Genomic DNA, 16,032 nt, shown 5'->3' on the forward strand with positions numbered 1-16,032 from the left:
TTAGTAACCCGAAATCAGTTCACGCAACTCACGGATAATGGTTGCATGTGACTCCGTTCCTTCCCCATAACGTTTACCTATCTCTTGACGCGCTACAGCCAAATTTTCTTGATAATCGGCTGCTTCACGATCCGGATTAAGGCGTTTGAATTCAATCATAACTTCCTGTACATGCTGCGGACGAGGTCCCCACTGACCCAATACATGACCACCTGTATCTGCGAAAATAACGACTGGCACGGAACGGCCACCCATCGTCAGGAACTCATCCATCACTTCTGGATGGTTTTCCATAATCAGAACCTCTGTTGGGATTCCTGAGATTTCAAGCGCCTGGAACACAACCGGAATATTACGGACAACATCTCCGCACCAGTCCGCAGCCAGAATTAACACACGCAGATCATCCCGATGGTTCAGGCTCTCAAAGAACTCACGATCCTCTTCGTTCGACCAAGTAAAGCTATCATAGTTGGCCTGGAATTCACTTTGGTTCTTGGTCATACTCTCGATAAAATCTTTCGGTGGCAGACCTTTACCGAATTTGTGAGACAAGTTGGGTTTACCCATGACTAGACACTTCCTTTCTTTTTACGAGCATTCATCCATTTAATAAGTACATAAACGATCATAAGGGCGAGAGCGACCAGCAAAATAGGCATAACATATGGTGCCGCTTTCTCATCAATATGCTTCCATTGATCTCCAAGAATCATCCCTAAATATATAAACAATGCAGTCCAAGGTATAACAGCGAGTGTAGTAAGCAAGATGAATTTGCCTGCGTGCATTTTCGTGATGCCAGCCGGGATGGAGATTGCATGTCTTACCACTGGAACAAAACGCGCCGTGAAAATGACACCTGTACCATACTTGCGGAACCACTCTTCGGAATGGTCGATGTGTTTTTTCTGGATGAGTATGTATTTACCGTAGCGTTCAAGCACAGGTCTGCCGCCATAACGGCCAATCCAGTAAATAAATAATTGGGCAATCACACCGCCGATTGTTCCGAAAATCATAGCACCGAAGAAGTTGATATTACCTTGTGAAACGAGAAAACCTCCATACGCCAGCACAATTTCGCTCGGGATGACTTCCATCATTAATCCAAGCATGATTCCAAAGTAACCAAGACTTTGAATCCAATCAAACAATTGGCCGACAAGGTTATGAATAAAGTCCATCTCAACCCTCTTTCTCCATCCTGATTGGCGGTGCCCCTCCGCACCATGGATGTTCGTCCCTATTTTATCACAGGGCTGTGGACGTTGCTACTTCACAAGGCTGGGATAGTGTCCCGTTCGCAGCGGTTCGCATATGGTATGGGGAGAGGAGCGTGAAAAGATGTCACACAAGTCAATACCCGGTTCTCCACCGGTCAAACATACGCAATCTGGTCAAAACCTTCCTTCCGCCAGGGGGATTCGCAGAGCATGCAGCAAGGAACTGTATCGAACAGCCAAACGGCTGAAAGTGTATGTCTCCCCCGAACGGATGAAGCAGGCGGAAGAATGTTATTACGGTAAGGTGATTACGAATCTGCTCTGGATCGGAGAGAATCGCGACAACCGCAAAAAATTATGTGAGTGGTGGAACACGGATGTCAGTGCAGAGATCGCTGCGCTATGGGAAGTGGATGTTGAGCCATTAAAAGATGCGTTTCAGCATGCATTTGGCGGGTATCGTCTGTAAATATGCCACAATGAAAAGCTTTGCTCTGGGTGGAATTCGGGGTTGTCCTCTGGCTTACGGTTGGAGCAGAGCATGGAGCCAACCACTCCAGGGAGCAATGAGCACCACGGTGGGTATTAGCGCCACAGGGAGTATGAACATAAACACCGAGTAATTGGTGATGATTAAACACCACGAGCGGTAACGAATCTGAGGCGTCTTATTCAGGGATTTTAAGCCTCCTTAGAAATCTAAGGAATCTCAGACACGTTATATCGGGATTTTTGGCTTTTTATAACGTTTTTGTCAGGAGAATTGGGAAAATAACTTGTCTGAAGTTCCTTACAATTTAAAAGGAGGAGCTAGAGGCGATATAAGACGTCCTATGTTCCTTAGAAAATCGGACACCCATCCGCCAGGAGTAGCCCCCTTGGACTCCCAGACTTTTTAGACGCTGACATCCATTATTATATCGCCTGGGTAAGCGTCAAGATCCAGCAGTGATTCAAGGGCTCCGCTTGGTCAATTCTGGAGTAAACGGAATAGAAGAAGCATAAGCGGAAGCAAGCCTGCGCAGGTTCTCTCCATAATCTAGAGCATGTTCTTCCAGTACAAAACGACGATCATTGCGAACGTTGCCTGCTTCCACCTCCTCAGCCAGCAGCCGATAACGTTCATACATCTGTACACCAGCGGCGGCAGTCTGTTGAGCTCGATCTGTGAATCCTGCCTCCCATTCCCGCCGCGCTGCCTGCTCCATCCAATACAAAGCCGCAGATTGGCCGATGCTATCATACCGATTCAATGCGATCGCTTGTGCAAAATATTCTCCAGCCTGCTGTCCCTCGCCGAATTGGGCTGCCAATCGTCCCAGTTCGATGTAAATCTGAGGGTGCACTGGGGAATGGGACAGGCTGTTCAGAAGGGTTGATTCTGCTTCTCGTCCCGGGAGCGTTCGCGCAAGAGATATCACGATATCCGGTCGATTCGGGTTAAATTGAAAGGCAGACATAAGATGTACCTTATATGCTGGAGTGCCAGCCGGTTCAGACATCGCCTGGCGGTACTGTACTTCTGCTACAACGTATCGGGACGTCAACCATACTGTTCCGCCAAGCCAGAAAATAATGATCATCACTGTCGATACCTTTATTACACGAACAGTTACTCGATGAAGAATATGAAAGAAGGGACGTATCGGGAAAGTAGATGGACGGGATTGGGTTGGTAAATATCGCAAGAAAAGATATCTGGATATAGAGCTCAATTTGGATCTGGAGGGAGTGTATTCCACAGTTCCGTCGGATCGTTGGACTCCCTCTGCTTCCGTCTTCAATGCGGCTGCCCAAGCACCCAGCCAGATGAAGAGCATCCAAAATAGTGTGAAGCTCCAGTCAAAGTCCATCGCCCCATGCAGACCAAAAATAAGTACGGATGGTATGAGCTGCGGTGCAAAATGAAAGATGCTTCGCAGGGGGAAGATAAACCACCCTGCGACAAGCAGGATGCCGATCATGCCCGTGTCCAGGGCATGATCGAGCAAGCCGTTGTGAACCTCGCCTCCAACATAAGGCGAGGATTGAATGGCGCGAAACATGTTGCGCCATGTGTCTCCACCGTGGCCAAGCCATGCGGCCTCGGTCCACAGCTGGAGGGCGTCCCGCCACATCTGTAGGCGGGACACCCCCGTGCCGACACCAGCCGCGAGGCGATCGGCGGTGGAGGCCACGGCCATGAGTGCGGCGGCGGCTCCCGCCAGCACGATGGCCGTCAAGGCAGCGGCGCGTGCCTTGGCGGCGTCGCTGTGCCACAGGCGGCACAGCAGCAGCGTGCCGAGCAGCGCAGCTGCCCATGCCCCGGCCAGTGCCAGCAGGCCGGGCACGGGTGCAGGCGCCAGCTGTGCAGCAGCCAGCTGGCGGTACAGCCAGGCCGCGCACGCTAGTGGGGCGGCCGTGGCCAGCAGCAGCGGCAGGCAGGCACCGCGCCGCTGCAAAGCGAAGGCGGCGACCGCGGCGCAGCTGGTCGCCAGCCAAGCGCCGCGCGACTCGCTCAGCAGGAGCGCGGCTTGCGCAGGCATGAGCGGCAGCACTGCCGCGATGAGTCGCCCGGCCGACACCGGCCGGGCTATAACTCGCGCGGCGGCTATCAACCGCTCCACGGCGTACATGCCGACAACGGCACCGTACGCATTAGGGTACTGCAATAATCCGCCGAGCCTGGCCCCGGCGGAGCTGATCTCGGGGTCAGCAGTCCGCATCACCCCGAAGGGCAGCGGCAGTACTCCGCACACGGCGAGGATGCCGCTTAGCACGAGCAAGCCGCCTGCCATCTGCCAACCGCAAGCTAACCAGCGTGCGCCACCCGTGCGCGCAGCCAGTACTGCGGTGAGCAGGGTAAACATCGCAAGCAGGCTCCACCGCAACATCTCATCCATACTACTCTGTTTACTCACCGAGCCTGCCCATGCGTGTAGCCCAAAACAAGTCATCATCCCCAGCGGCCACAACACCCGCAATATTCCCGGGATTCGAATCATTCGCCCAACCATTCGTTCATTGTTCCCTACCCAATGTACCGGTAACAGAGGTACTTGTTTTCTTGCTTGCTCTTGCTCTTTCTCTGGACGAATACCGACAAGAAATAGCACAATCATGATCAAAGTACTTCCTGCTGCGATCAGAATTACAGGATACAGATCGGCCGAATAGTACAGCCCACGACTCAGACACCCGGCAAGTAGCAAAACAATCATGACTATGGCCAACCCAACAGTACATCCCGAACCTAAAATACGTTCACTCCTCAAGGTCCAAGAAAAAATCCCTGACGCATCGGTCTTGATAGCTCCATTTGGATTATTTTTATCCTCTTTATTATACGTATCATCTTTGTTGTATGTATCTTCCCTACTATATGTACTGTCTCTTCTGCCCTTACTGTCTCTACTATCCCTATTGTCCCTATTACATAAGTCCCTGTTATCTACAGATTCTGTACCATTTGCGTGGTGAGACCGTTCAAGCGCCTGTTCCATCATTTCCTCATTCGCCGCATACCCTCGTCTATACCTTACAACTCCGTGATCCATTGTCCTCTTCTTCAACCGCCTCCACCCTCCTTCCACCGCTCCCCACGCATAACAAAAAGACAGAAGATCCCGATAACGGGTCCTTCTGCCTGATATATATCTGACAGCTATGATGTTGCTTGCTACAAAGTATGTGCATTGTATTGAAGTTTACATTCAGGTACCCTAGTTGCAGTATGCCCCTGAATTGTCATTGGCACACTCAGCAAAGGTCGCAATTTGCGGAATCTTGAACGGTTTCTTTGCTCGAATTTGATTTCCCGTCGGCCTGCTTGCCATCGCCAGGAAGCAAATCGGCACAAGCCCGCTCCAAATATGGATCGGCATGAATGAAATCACGGAAAGCCGTATATTCATTCCACATCTCCGTCACTTCGCCGGCCTGACCGCGAACAGCACGAATCAATATGTTTTTAGGCGTATTCTCCATATCGATGAATTCAAGCAATTGTGTCTTGTATCCCATCAGATCAAGCAACTTGGCACGAATCCCATCCGTAGCCAGTGCGGAAAAACGTTCCTTGAGGATGCCATGGGACAACAATGGATTCATCACGGAAGCTTCTACTTGGTCAAACAGTTCATGCTGACAGCAAGGAACAGACAAAATAACAGAAGCCCCCCAACGAACCGCCTTCTCCAAAGCAGCATCGGTAGCTGTATCACAGGCATGAAGCGTGACAACCATATCCACTTCGTTCAATTCATCGTAGTCCGCGATGTCTCCAACCAGAAACTTCAGATCGCCATAATGCAATCGATTAGCCAGATCATTACAGTGTTCAATTACATCTGCCTTTAAGTCCAACCCAATAATCTTGAGTGAACGCCGTTGTTGTACAGACAGATAATGATATAACGCAAATGTCAGATAAGACTTGCCACAACCAAAATCAACGATGGTCAGTGGACGTCCCTCCGGCAGATGCGGAATAACATCCTGCACCATTTCGAGGAAACGGTTGATCTGTCTGAACTTGTCATACTTGCGGGCGAGCACACGACCTTCTTCGTTCATAATACCAAGTTCAACGAGGAACGATACAGGTACGCCTTCTTCCAATACATATTGCTTTTTGCGATTATGCGACAGATCCACTGCAGTCTTGGAAGCAGATTTGGTCAAAATGGATACTTTATATTTTTTGCTGATCAAAATTTGATAGTCTGCCTCGGTCGTACAGAGCAGCCCTTGACGAAACGTCTCTTCGCATAGCAAAGTCATGCGCTCAGCCGCTTCAGCCGGAGTCAAATTCTCGTGCAGCACTTTGTTGTTATAATGAAATGCAAATTGATAATGCAGCTGATTCTTCAGTGTCACCGGCTTGACTTGCACTTTGGTATACGAGACATTGTCCCGTCTGCGCAGCTGGCTCCAGGTCGCTGTAATCAGCGAATTCTGTTCAAAGATGTCTTGTATAAGCTTTCGCAATGAATCCACGGGGTACATCTCACTTTCGGTTTGATTTGGTCAACCGTTACCATACCACAATTCCGTTCCCTCTCCAAGTGAAGGCATGTAACAAGCCCTGATCCAATCCATATTTTATGAGTTCATCTCTTGACGACTTAGTTCAGCTAGTCCCTCTTCAACTTCGTTCCGTGGCAGACCGCCCTGCTCCAGCTGTTCATCCGTGAGTTGGCTCAACCTTTCGTAGAACGCCTGTACATCATCTCGGTAGCTCACCGGGAATTCAACACCAAGCTGGAGCAGTCTGTACCAACTGTTCTCTGCCTGGTCGTAACGTCCTTGTTGTTCACGATACAGTGCAAGCTGTCTTTCGGTTCGAGCAGGAAGTTCATATTCTTTCGTAAGCCCCAGCACACCCTCCACTCGTTCCGGTGCGTCCAATAACTTGGGATTAGCTCCATGATTCAATGCATACAGGTAAAAATGAAGTGATCTCATCAATCGAATGAGGGCGTCATCCTCTGCGTCCATTCTCTCCTGATCATCGATGCCTTCCACTCTGGCCTTTTCTTGATAAATATATGCCTCTTCTTCAATTAGCCTGGCGGCTTGCTGTAGATTGTCTACTTCAATCATTCCGCGAAAACGGAACATTTCAATAACATCCTCTGCTGGCAATGAGTTCAGTAATGATAAGTTCAATCCGAACTGCCTGCGCATCAACTCATCCAGCTCAGACAAAGCCTCCGTGTGCTTACGCTGCTGTTTGAGCGTGAACACTTTGCCAATTGCCTCTGTCATTTCCTCCATCATGCGGAGCAGATAATCTTTTCTGAACATGCTGTATGCCCCCTCATCATTCGACCCTATACATTCAATCGTTCTCATAACGTTCCTTTATAGTTATTTTAATTCATGCCATGACAAAAAGCCAAAACAAGACGCGCGCGTCTAAGCTCTGTCTATAAACACACTGAACCCCTGCTATCCCAAAGGGACTTTGCAGGGGTTCAGCTGGAATGGAACTGAATCCCCCTCCTCTACAAGAGGGTAGAATCATCCAGAAACCAAACTATATTCTAATTTCTAATGATATCAACATAAATCACTTCATCAATTACTTCGATAATCCAGCCATAAATTGTTTAATGACCTGAATTAACTCTTCAGGCGCTTCATACATGCTCATATGACCTGCACCCGCAATAACGGCTTGCACGATATGTGGCTTGTCACTTGTAAATGTGCGTTCTGGCGGGATAACCGCATCCTTCTCTCCCGCAACCAGTAATACAGGTAATGGGGTAGCGGACAATACATCGCGGCGATCCGGGCGTTCTCGCATTGCAAGTGCAGCGCCAACAGCACCTTGAGGGGCTGTCTGGTAACCAATCTCTTTCACACGTGTTACATGCTTAGATAACGATTCCACATGTTCCGGTGCAAACAGTCCGGGAACCAGTCCATCTACAAAATTTACGATACCTTCGGTCTGAATGGTGGATACAGCACGAAGGCGTTTTTCCTTGGCTTCTTCACTGTCCGGATACGCTGTGGAATGAATCAAGCCAAATGCATTCAGGCGTTCCGGGTGGCGTTGTGCGATCGAGAGCGCAATATATCCTCCCATGGAGTGTCCCAGAAGAACCGCCTTTTCCACGTTCAGCTCATCCATCAACTGCAATACATCATTGCCCATCTGTTCGATGGTATAACTTCCTACAGGTGCATCTGTTTTTCCATGTCCACGCAGATCAGGTACGATACAGCGATAGCTGCGTGCCAGCTCAGGTACGACCTCATCCCAATACGATGAACTGCCACAGTATCCGTGGAGCAAAATGAGTGCTTCTCCCTTACCTTGTTCGGCATAACAAATCGTCGTTCCATCACACATCACTTTTTCCATATGAATCCCTCTCTCTGCGCGAATTAAATAATTCAGGTTGTATATTATTAAGCCTACGTATCATGAATGAAACGTTTGTCTCCATTTCCATGCTTCAATCGCGGCGTCTGCAATCGTTCGTGACATGCCCATAACCAAATGAAGCGAGGTCATCTGTAATATGGAATAAGGCCTTGGTCCATTGGCATTAACTACAGCTGCTACACTGTATTGTCCGACAGGAGGCAGTTTGCCCCCAACCGATTGAGCCGGAATGAGTGGGTTATTCGAGAGATAGTATGTACTTACAGCATGCTTTGGACCCAGACACGCGTCAATCGCTATGATGGCATGATGTGCCGGAATATGTGCCAATTTCTTCTCCAGCGTATCTGCATCACAAGGGGAAGACAGCGTGCCAATCACGTTCTCCACTCCACTCTCTTGCAGTAAACTTCCTGTCAGTGGACCCAGAGCATCCCCGGTGGAACGATCGGTACCAATGCATACAAACGTGATTTCATCTGGAGAATGAAGTTGAACGATGTTTTTGAAAAATAAGACCAGATCCTCTGCAGGCACGCCTTTACGGACTTCCCTTCCTTGATGGCGAACCATTTCTCGCTTATACGCTGCCAAGCTGTATTCCCTCCAGTACCTCAGGTCTCCATTAACCCCTGTTGTTGTATCCATCATTGTAACCGATGCTTCATTTCCCCGCAAAAGCATTGGCCTGAGCGCTTCCAAACGTGATACAATAACAAGAGTTTCCGATACGGAAGGGATGAAGTTAACGATGGATTTAACACAAGCAACAGCAGCCAATATGGAATATATGATTGAAGCGATCAAAACCAAACTTCGGATGGCAAGCGGTGCCGCAATGCAGGCTTCATCATTCCCACTTGAGAAATATGAAGATCTGTTTGACTTGTATGAAATGATTTTGAGCAAGGAACATCTCAGTATCTCTGAAGTGGAAGCTGTCGCTTCGGAACTGGGTAACCTTCGTAAATCCTAAGCCCAAAAAAGGACCTGTCTTCCACATCAACGTGGGAACAGGTCCTTTTTTGTATATTTATATTTTAGGACTATTCTTACTGGATATACATGATCCTTAAGGCAGGTCAACCAGAACAAATTCGGCAGGTTCACTGCCTGTACTCGTCATTTGCAGATCACAGCTTTTACGAATTCGCGCAGCATCCCCCGGCTTGAGGTTGAAGTTGCCGTCCGAACAATGAATCTCCACATGTCCACTGATTAGGAAAAGATGTGTACGCCGATCTTCGTGTTGCGGGTACATCAACTTCTTCCCGGATTCCAAATGGGACAGGTAACAGGTTACATCCTGGGAAATAGGCAACGCGCCCTCGGTTCCCTCGCCTCCTTGTCCTGATACAATCGGACATAGACGATTCAAATGCTCCTGCGGCTCTACCCTCCGATTCGCATAGGAAGGTTTCAGCATACGCTCCGATGGCAAAAACCACATCTGGAGAAAACGTACCGATTCATCCGCTGACGGATTGGTCTCGGAATGTTCCACTCCCGTTCCCGCACTCATAACCTGGACCGTTCCCGGTTCAAGCAATTGTTCTGTTCCCATACTATCCGTATGCTTGAGTGTGCCTGAGATGACATAACTAACAAGTTCAAGATCATGATGTGGATGTTTCTTAAAGCCTTCTTGCGGCATCAGCGTGTTGTCATTATGAGCCAGCAAACAGCCAAAATGGGCGTTGCTCGGATCATCATAATCCGCAAAGGAAAAGCTGAATTCACTGTGTATCCAACCTCGATCCGACGTGTGCCTTTCTTCCGACGTCACCACTTTAATCATGTTCATCCACCTCCAAGGGTTTAGAGCTGCCACATTACCGCGGCAGTCCATGCGTGTATATGAATTGTATAGATGAATACCAGTTGGTATGTCATCTTTACCCGGGGTCCGGCAACTCTAATCACGCCCCTTCTTAAGGTTATACGCTATCTTCAAGTGAGTGCAGTAGGAACTCACTATCTGCATGACCCACAAAGGTACCTGCGTCATTTCGGATGTCCGAAGGGAACACTTCAGCCAATCGTGCAATGGTTCTTTCATTGGAGTAACCAATTTGTTTCAGAATGGATTGGGCAATGAAAGCCCACTCTTCCTCAGAACCATCAAGCACCTTGAAAGTAATTCCCAATCGTTCTTTTTTCAGACCAAATCCGAAGACCCCCTTGAATCCACCCTTCGCTACAATGTTATCGTCTTCCAGCAGCACTGAATCTACACGCTCCGTGCCACCTACCATTAACGGATGTTCATTCATGGCCGATGTAATCGTCTCTACAGCTGTTCTTGTGGAAGGATCAGCGATAAGATCCGGACAAGCGAGCTTCAGATAGGCGTTCGACAATGCTGACAACGGCAAAGAAAATACCGGAAAGCCGCAGCCATCCGTCCCAAGTTCAATCTCTTTTTCCTGAATGCCTGCCAGGTCGGCAAATGTTTCGAGAATTTCACGTTGCACCGGATGATCCGGTTCAGCGTAACTGCCCAGATCCACCTGCTTCATCTGACTATATCCCAGGATTCCCAGATGTTTGCCGGAGCAGTTGTGCAAAATGCGACGTTTTTCCCCTTGTGCACGTAACCATTCATTACGGCTTTCTTCATTAAGCGGATAACTCGGCGCGCAGATCAGGCATTCTTCTCCTAATCCGATTTTACCAGATAGCTGCTCCAGCACCCGGATATGTTCCGGTTCCGAACGATGCGAAGAAGACATGATCGCAATCTCCTGTGCTGAAAGGCCGTAGTGAATCGCAATTCCTGCCCGAATTCCTGGAATAGCTTGAAAAGGTTTGGCAGATGAGCGAGTGAACGCTCGAAAATGAGGATCACCAGCCGAGTATACGATTCGACCACGCTCATCCGTAATACTTATGTGTCCGTAGTGGGCGCATTCCATAACGCCTGCACGGTATTCTTTAATTAACAAGGCACTCTCCATGCGAGTTCTCTCCTTTGTGCTCCCGAATTCATCTCTGCTTTGCGTCACGACGCCGCATGGGATATCTTAAATAGTATAGTACAAAAGCGACGTTTTTACAGTTTTTTCGACAGGTATTTCGGGTATAGCTTTATCAATCTATGTTCATCTACTACAACTACTGAAGGAGAAACTCACTATGCCGCGCAAAACGTATTCACCAGCCTCATTCAGTTCAACTCCCGACACGTCGTTACGTCCACTCCTCAACTGGGGGTTGGCTGGAATGGCTATCAGCGCTTCGGTCGTATTTATCCTGGCTGGTCTGGGAGCCTGGTTGGGTGCTGATGTTATTATTCGTTTGGATGATCAAGTTCAGCAATTATTTTATCTGAATTCTGATTCACGTCTTCATCTATTCTCTTACACTGCATTCATAACTGCACTGGGCTCATTCAAGATCTCTGCTGTTGCTGCAGGAGGTTTTGCTCTTCTTTTGTTCATGCAACGCAGCCCAAGGTTTGTTATATATGGATATGCGATCTTGGGGAGTTTTGCCATGATGTGGATTCTGAACACGTTATTGAAGGAATTTTTCAGACGAAGCAGGCCTGAACTGGATCATCTGCTGGTCGTTCACGGGTACAGCTTCCCTAGCGGACACGCCATGATCTCTATGGGCTTCTACGGCATGCTATTTGTAATCTGGGCTATTGAACGACAACGGCATACCACTTCCGGTGTATGGATACCTGTTCTATGTGGCATCAGTTTTATTTTCTTGATCGGCATCAGCCGCATCATGCTGGGTGTTCATTACCCTACGGATGTATTTACGGGATTTGCCGCTGGTTTGGCATGGATCTTCTGCATGATTAAAGGCATTAAACGAGCCCATTAAAGAATGAATTCCTCTAATTTCCAGTTCATTCATCCTCATCTTTATTGTTTCACAGGGTTGCACGGCGTTTATATACGAAGTAAGCAAACGCGAACAGACAACATCCTACATCAAGTTTAAAGGAGGCGGTTGTTATGTGGGGCATCATTATCAGCATAGTGATGGCAGTCATCATCGGTTTGATCGGAGATGCACTTGCCGGTCACAACATGCCTGGAGGCATCATCGGTGCAATGATTGCCGGATTTGCCGGAGCCTGGCTGGGAGCACTTTTGCTTGGTAACTGGGGACCGGTTATCGGTAACTTTGCCATTATTCCTGCCATCATTGGTACAGCGCTCTTTGTTTTCTTGCTGGGGCTTGTGTCCAGACTGCTAAGACAGGCTGCCTGATTCGGGCAACAAGGTGTTCGTTGTTTCGTATTTGTTTCTTAATTTGAAGAAGGAGTGATTAGACATGAATAAAGCAGAAGAGCAATATCCTGTACAGACTGGTTCGACTTTCGCCAAAGGAATTTTCATCGGGGGTTTGCTGGGAGCAGCTGCAGCACTACTCTTTGCTCCTAAACCAGGACGTGAATTGCGTGGTGACCTTTCCGAGAAAGTGGGCATCGTTACTGACCGCACCAAAGAAGTGGCAACCGTTGTAGGTGATAAAGCCTCTGAACTGGCTAAAACGGTCTCTTCCAAAACTTCTGATATTGCGAAAACGGTAAATCAAGGCCGCAATGATGTCATGGACTCTGTGAGAAAAGCGTCCGCCGATGTGGCTAACGAAGCTTCCCGTGCATCTGAGGAAGTAGCTTCCGCTTCCGTGGAAGCGAAGGAAGATGCACGTAAAGAACTTAACTCGACTAGCCTGTAAGGCTATACAGATCGAGTGACCAATAGCCAGCTGCACTCCAGCTGGCTATTTTTTATCCAATGCGAGTTGAGGGGGAAGAAATATGAGTAAAGTTACAATCAACGGCAATACTCCAATTACGGGAGGAACACCGGCGCAGCAGTATGATACAAGCGAGCATCCTTTTGAATTGCGGCATGAGGTAAAGCGATTGAACACACGTCTGGACCAGATTGCGGATAGTCTGGAGAGAGCACAGATCAAGGATATTATTGAGAATTATAGCAGTCCCAAAAAGCGGATTATTACGAATTTTACAGCGGGAATGGCACGTGGACTTGGTCTGACCGTAGGTACCTTTGTGGTTCTTGGTTTGCTGGCGTTCATTCTCAGTCAATTCGTCAATATGCCGATTGTGGGACAATATATCGCTGACTTGCTTGGTTATATTGAAGATTACAAAAATTAACTAAAATGAACTAGCAGAGTAGGTCAAGTCTTACGCTTTTCAGTCGCTCCTCTGCTCTGTCCTTCTTCGGCAGAAGACTGAGATGATTTCACTTTCAATAGATCCCCTGTCCATCCTTTCATCATCAGCCATACATACATGCTGATCATGCTTAAGATAATGACGACAAGGACCAGTACAACTCCCCATGATTTGTCGATAAAGGGCAGGTTCTCGAAGTTCATCCCCCATATTGCACCTGCTGCCGTGGCGGGTATGAACACAGCGGTAACGATGGTCAGTGTCTTCATGATTTCATTACCACGTACACCGGAGATCGCATTATCAATCGAGATTAACGTATCGATCTCTTTCTCGTAGTGACTAAACAAACGTTCCATTCGCTCTACTCGATGTTGAAGCTGCTTAAAGTATCGATTTTCGTTTATTTCATCGAGGTAAGCCTCATGGGCAGCAGCCATCAGTTCCGAGTAGGGTATAAACAGATTGCTCCAGTACAACAATTCAAATCGGGCAGCGAGAATCTGGTCCATCAAGGTGCGAGCATTGCGGGATTCCATCTTACGTTCCAGATCACGCAGGTTCATCTCAAAATGATCCATCCCCACATGGTAGTAATGCAGTATAGCTCGAAAAAGTACAAACATCCCGTCCCTGGCCTCACTACATTGCTGTAACATATGAGCACGTTCATCCGTCTTCATAATACATCGTGTATTGTCATCCATATTCAAGGTAACCAGGTTATTGCGATCGACATAGAAAAACATCTGATTATCTTGGCGTTTGTCGTCTCTCTCATTCTTGATCGCATACAACAAGGAGCCAAATATGACGGGCTCTGTACCATTCACGAAACGGACGGACAAATAATTCGATTCGACTTCAGGAATTTTATGAAGCCAATACTGCATATCCGGAAATGCCGCTATCAGCTCCTCCAAAGCATCGTTCATGCTATCCGGGTCAGGTGCGACCCAATCCCACCATTGCCAATGGTCCGTGCAAGATAACTTGTCGCGGCGAGCTTCCAGCTTTATTTGATCCAGAATCACCATATCCACTCCTGCACTTATGTTCGTTCATTGCATACCCATCTTTTCGATCCCAAAAAGGACACGTATGCATTTCAGTGCAATTACGTGTCCTTTTTTATGCCGTACTCAACAACATCAGGGATTCTTTTATCATAACATTGAAGCATTCGACATAATCTGTTTCAGCTTCTCTGTAGCTCGCTTCTGAATCCGCGATACACTCATCTGTGAAACACCAAGCTTCTGGGCAATTGCCCGCTGAGATTGGCCATCTTGGAATGCTAGAATAAGTACCTTCTGTTCTTGTTCCTTCAATTGTCCCAATGCCTGTTGCAAGTCCATCCGTTTTTCGACTGAATCGAAGTCATTCACATCTGCACTGATCAGCTCACCCAATGTCGCTGCACTGTCATCCTGAGATAACGGAGAATCCAGTGACACATAGTGATAACATTCCCGACCAGCCAGAACTTCAATCGTCTCTTCCGCGGTCAAATCAAGGTATTCAGCAATCTCGTTCACACCAGGTGAGCGCTCCAGCTTCACGGTTAACTCATCAATGGCATGTTGCACAAGTGCACCCTTTTCCTTAATCCTCCGGGGCACCTGAATATACCAGGATTTGTCTCGCAAATAGTTCTTCATATGACCGATCATGCTCTTCATGGCATATGGTTCAAACGGAATACCCAGGTTGATATCGTATTGCTTGAGCAAACGAATCAATGCCATCTGCCCGGTCTGATACAAGTCTTCGTATAGATCGGGGCGATTCCGAGCAATTTTACCTGCTGCCATCTTTACCATCGGTTCATATTTACGGATGAGAACTGTTGCAATTTCATTATCTTGGGTCTGCTGGTATTCCCAGATCAAACCTATAGCTTCAGACATGGACTCTGGGGGAGTCACTTTTTCATTCATACTTTCTCCTCACTTCTTGCAAGACGTTTTACGAGTACTACCTTCGTACCTTTGCCCGTCTCACTTTCCACACTGACATCGTCCATCAAGGCTTGCATCAGGTAGAACCCAAGTCCACCAATCTGTGCTTCTGTCAGTTCTTTGTCGTGAAGACCGGCACGTGACACAGCAGGGTTCATATTCTCGAAGCTGGCACCTTCGTCTTTGACAGTAATGGACAGTGTTTCGCCATCCACTTCAAATACGACTTCAACCATGCCGCCTTCGTGTGAGTAGGCATACAGTACAGAGTTGTTACAGGCCTCGGATACAGCAACTTTCATATCCTCAATGTCTTCATAAGAGAATCCCATTTTGGATGCTACTCCATAAAGATTGAGTCTTACAATATCAACGTAATCAGCTGTCGCCGGTAGATTAAGGGTGACTCTTTGAACTTCTGCATTCATTCCTTTTTCGATCCTTTCCTATTGGGAATTCTTCTGTGTGACAAAGAATTTGGCGATGCCCGTCATGTCAAAAAGTTTCTGAATTTGCGCAGGAACTTCCTGTACTTCAAAACGAGCTTCCATTCCATGTCTTGCCTTCAGAACAGATAACAGGATACCAATCCCTGTACTATCGATATACTTCAATTCTTTCATGTTAATCAAAAGATCTTGTTCCTTGTTATCCACGAGCGGCTCCATTACCAAACGGAAGTCAGGAGCAACCGACAAATCCAGTTCGCCAGTCAAATACACCGTGCACACGCCATCCTGTGTTTCAGTTCTTGCATTGAATTTTTCATTCTTATTTGTATTCATTAGACATCTC

Annotated in this window: 19 protein-coding genes; 6 read left to right on the forward strand and 13 right to left on the reverse strand. The window is 47.7% G+C overall.

Features of this window, described 5'->3' with window-relative positions; translation table 11 throughout:
- Window positions 1–570, reverse strand: coding sequence for a thioredoxin family protein (locus tag MHI06_RS24995; RefSeq protein WP_340399454.1), 570 nt, complete (start codon window positions 568–570; stop codon window positions 1–3).
- A 2-nt stretch (window positions 571–572) separates the two neighbouring features.
- Complete coding sequence (locus MHI06_RS25000) at window positions 573–1,187, reverse strand: DedA family protein (protein ID WP_145152307.1); 615 nt, start codon at window positions 1,185–1,187, stop codon at window positions 573–575.
- Between the two features lie 160 nt (window positions 1,188–1,347).
- On the opposite strand from MHI06_RS25000, the gene MHI06_RS25005 reads away from it, so the two are divergent.
- Entirely contained in the window at window positions 1,348–1,695 is a 348-nt protein-coding gene (locus MHI06_RS25005) for a dehydrogenase (protein ID WP_169481493.1), read from the forward strand.
- A gap of 484 nt (window positions 1,696–2,179) precedes the next feature.
- Here the strand turns inward: MHI06_RS25005 and MHI06_RS25010 are convergent, their stop codons facing one another.
- The 5 genes from MHI06_RS25010 to yyaC form a co-directional block, all read right to left on the reverse strand.
- The gene (locus tag MHI06_RS25010; protein ID WP_340399455.1) at window positions 2,180–4,777 is read right to left on the reverse strand and encodes an O-antigen ligase family protein; all 2,598 of its coding nucleotides are present in this window, start codon (window positions 4,775–4,777) and stop codon (window positions 2,180–2,182) included.
- Window positions 4,778–4,964: 187 nt separating this feature from the next.
- Window positions 4,965–6,212 (reverse strand): SAM-dependent methyltransferase, encoded by a 1,248-nt coding sequence (locus MHI06_RS25015; RefSeq protein WP_047841566.1) that lies wholly within the window; start codon window positions 6,210–6,212, stop codon window positions 4,965–4,967.
- A 96-nt stretch (window positions 6,213–6,308) separates the two neighbouring features.
- A complete protein-coding gene (locus MHI06_RS25020) occupies window positions 6,309–7,013 on the reverse strand; it encodes a DUF6483 family protein (protein WP_340399456.1) in 705 nt (234 codons plus the stop codon).
- Between the two features lie 277 nt (window positions 7,014–7,290).
- Window positions 7,291–8,082, reverse strand: a complete 792-nt coding sequence (locus MHI06_RS25025; RefSeq protein ID WP_036607004.1) for an alpha/beta hydrolase — start codon at window positions 8,080–8,082, stop codon at window positions 7,291–7,293.
- Window positions 8,083–8,142: 60 nt separating this feature from the next.
- A complete protein-coding gene (yyaC, locus tag MHI06_RS25030; protein ID WP_340399457.1) occupies window positions 8,143–8,700 on the reverse strand; it encodes a spore protease YyaC in 558 nt (185 codons plus the stop codon).
- A 157-nt stretch (window positions 8,701–8,857) separates the two neighbouring features.
- Here yyaC and MHI06_RS25035 point away from each other — a divergent pair, with 157 nt between their 5' ends.
- Window positions 8,858–9,082 (forward strand): DUF1128 domain-containing protein, encoded by a 225-nt coding sequence (locus MHI06_RS25035; RefSeq protein WP_017692283.1) that lies wholly within the window; start codon window positions 8,858–8,860, stop codon window positions 9,080–9,082.
- A 96-nt stretch (window positions 9,083–9,178) separates the two neighbouring features.
- Here the strand turns inward: MHI06_RS25035 and MHI06_RS25040 are convergent, their stop codons facing one another.
- Together MHI06_RS25040 and MHI06_RS25045 are read right to left on the reverse strand one after the other, a co-directional pair.
- The gene (locus MHI06_RS25040; RefSeq protein WP_340399458.1) at window positions 9,179–9,904 is read right to left on the reverse strand and encodes a pirin family protein; all 726 of its coding nucleotides are present in this window, start codon (window positions 9,902–9,904) and stop codon (window positions 9,179–9,181) included.
- Window positions 9,905–10,043: 139 nt separating this feature from the next.
- Window positions 10,044–11,063 (reverse strand): asparaginase, encoded by a 1,020-nt coding sequence (locus MHI06_RS25045; RefSeq protein ID WP_340399459.1) that lies wholly within the window; start codon window positions 11,061–11,063, stop codon window positions 10,044–10,046.
- Between the two features lie 178 nt (window positions 11,064–11,241).
- Here MHI06_RS25045 and MHI06_RS25050 point away from each other — a divergent pair, with 178 nt between their 5' ends.
- The 4 genes from MHI06_RS25050 to MHI06_RS25065 all read left to right on the forward strand — a co-directional run bounded on the left by MHI06_RS25050 (window position 11,242) and on the right by MHI06_RS25065 (window position 13,255).
- Window positions 11,242–11,943, forward strand: coding sequence for a phosphatase PAP2 family protein (locus MHI06_RS25050; protein ID WP_340399460.1), 702 nt, complete (start codon window positions 11,242–11,244; stop codon window positions 11,941–11,943).
- A 134-nt stretch (window positions 11,944–12,077) separates the two neighbouring features.
- Entirely contained in the window at window positions 12,078–12,335 is a 258-nt protein-coding gene (locus MHI06_RS25055) for a GlsB/YeaQ/YmgE family stress response membrane protein (protein ID WP_017692278.1), read from the forward strand.
- A 64-nt stretch (window positions 12,336–12,399) separates the two neighbouring features.
- Window positions 12,400–12,807, forward strand: a complete 408-nt coding sequence (locus MHI06_RS25060) for a YtxH domain-containing protein (RefSeq protein WP_340399461.1) — start codon at window positions 12,400–12,402, stop codon at window positions 12,805–12,807.
- Between the two features lie 82 nt (window positions 12,808–12,889).
- The gene (locus MHI06_RS25065; protein WP_017692276.1) at window positions 12,890–13,255 is read left to right on the forward strand and encodes a DUF5665 domain-containing protein; all 366 of its coding nucleotides are present in this window, start codon (window positions 12,890–12,892) and stop codon (window positions 13,253–13,255) included.
- Between the two features lie 23 nt (window positions 13,256–13,278).
- On the opposite strand, the gene MHI06_RS25070 is transcribed toward MHI06_RS25065, so the two are convergent.
- The 4 genes from MHI06_RS25070 to MHI06_RS25085 all read right to left on the reverse strand — a co-directional run bounded on the left by MHI06_RS25070 (window position 13,279) and on the right by MHI06_RS25085 (window position 16,022).
- Window positions 13,279–14,313, reverse strand: a complete 1,035-nt coding sequence (locus MHI06_RS25070; RefSeq protein WP_340399462.1) for a magnesium transporter CorA family protein — start codon at window positions 14,311–14,313, stop codon at window positions 13,279–13,281.
- 129 nt (window positions 14,314–14,442) lie between these two features.
- Entirely contained in the window at window positions 14,443–15,216 is a 774-nt protein-coding gene (locus MHI06_RS25075; RefSeq protein ID WP_169481484.1) for a sigma-70 family RNA polymerase sigma factor, read from the reverse strand.
- Window positions 15,213–15,665: an anti-sigma B factor RsbW gene (gene rsbW / locus MHI06_RS25080; protein WP_062836469.1), complete on the reverse strand. Its 453-nt coding sequence runs from the start codon at window positions 15,663–15,665 to the stop codon at window positions 15,213–15,215. Before rsbW ends, MHI06_RS25075 begins: the two co-directional genes overlap by 4 nt.
- Before the next feature lie 18 nt (window positions 15,666–15,683).
- Entirely contained in the window at window positions 15,684–16,022 is a 339-nt protein-coding gene (locus MHI06_RS25085) for an STAS domain-containing protein (RefSeq protein ID WP_017692272.1), read from the reverse strand.
- Window positions 16,023–16,032: the final 10 nt, after the last annotated feature.

The organism is Paenibacillus sp. FSL H8-0079 (assembly GCF_037991315.1).
Lineage (GTDB): Bacteria > Bacillota > Bacilli > Paenibacillales > Paenibacillaceae > Paenibacillus.

Coding starts and splice junctions, on each gene's coding strand:
- MHI06_RS25065 (WP_017692276.1), top strand. CDS start 12,890: ATGAGTAAAGTTACAATCAACGGCAATACTCCAATTACGGGAGGAACA.
- MHI06_RS25025 (WP_036607004.1), bottom strand. CDS start 8,082: ATGGAAAAAGTGATGTGTGATGGAACGACGATTTGTTATGCCGAACAA.
- MHI06_RS25060 (WP_340399461.1), top strand. CDS start 12,400: ATGAATAAAGCAGAAGAGCAATATCCTGTACAGACTGGTTCGACTTTC.
- MHI06_RS25040 (WP_340399458.1), bottom strand. CDS start 9,904: ATGATTAAAGTGGTGACGTCGGAAGAAAGGCACACGTCGGATCGAGGT.
- MHI06_RS24995 (WP_340399454.1), bottom strand. CDS start 570: ATGGGTAAACCCAACTTGTCTCACAAATTCGGTAAAGGTCTGCCACCG.
- MHI06_RS25035 (WP_017692283.1), top strand. CDS start 8,858: ATGGATTTAACACAAGCAACAGCAGCCAATATGGAATATATGATTGAA.
- rsbW (WP_062836469.1), bottom strand. CDS start 15,665: ATGAATGCAGAAGTTCAAAGAGTCACCCTTAATCTACCGGCGACAGCT.
- MHI06_RS25055 (WP_017692278.1), top strand. CDS start 12,078: ATGTGGGGCATCATTATCAGCATAGTGATGGCAGTCATCATCGGTTTG.
- MHI06_RS25005 (WP_169481493.1), top strand. CDS start 1,348: ATGTCACACAAGTCAATACCCGGTTCTCCACCGGTCAAACATACGCAA.
- MHI06_RS25000 (WP_145152307.1), bottom strand. CDS start 1,187: ATGGACTTTATTCATAACCTTGTCGGCCAATTGTTTGATTGGATTCAA.
- MHI06_RS25015 (WP_047841566.1), bottom strand. CDS start 6,212: ATGTACCCCGTGGATTCATTGCGAAAGCTTATACAAGACATCTTTGAA.
- MHI06_RS25070 (WP_340399462.1), bottom strand. CDS start 14,313: ATGGTGATTCTGGATCAAATAAAGCTGGAAGCTCGCCGCGACAAGTTA.
- MHI06_RS25045 (WP_340399459.1), bottom strand. CDS start 11,063: ATGGAGAGTGCCTTGTTAATTAAAGAATACCGTGCAGGCGTTATGGAA.
- MHI06_RS25050 (WP_340399460.1), top strand. CDS start 11,242: ATGCCGCGCAAAACGTATTCACCAGCCTCATTCAGTTCAACTCCCGAC.
- MHI06_RS25085 (WP_017692272.1), bottom strand. CDS start 16,022: ATGAATACAAATAAGAATGAAAAATTCAATGCAAGAACTGAAACACAG.
- MHI06_RS25020 (WP_340399456.1), bottom strand. CDS start 7,013: ATGTTCAGAAAAGATTATCTGCTCCGCATGATGGAGGAAATGACAGAG.
- MHI06_RS25075 (WP_169481484.1), bottom strand. CDS start 15,216: ATGAATGAAAAAGTGACTCCCCCAGAGTCCATGTCTGAAGCTATAGGT.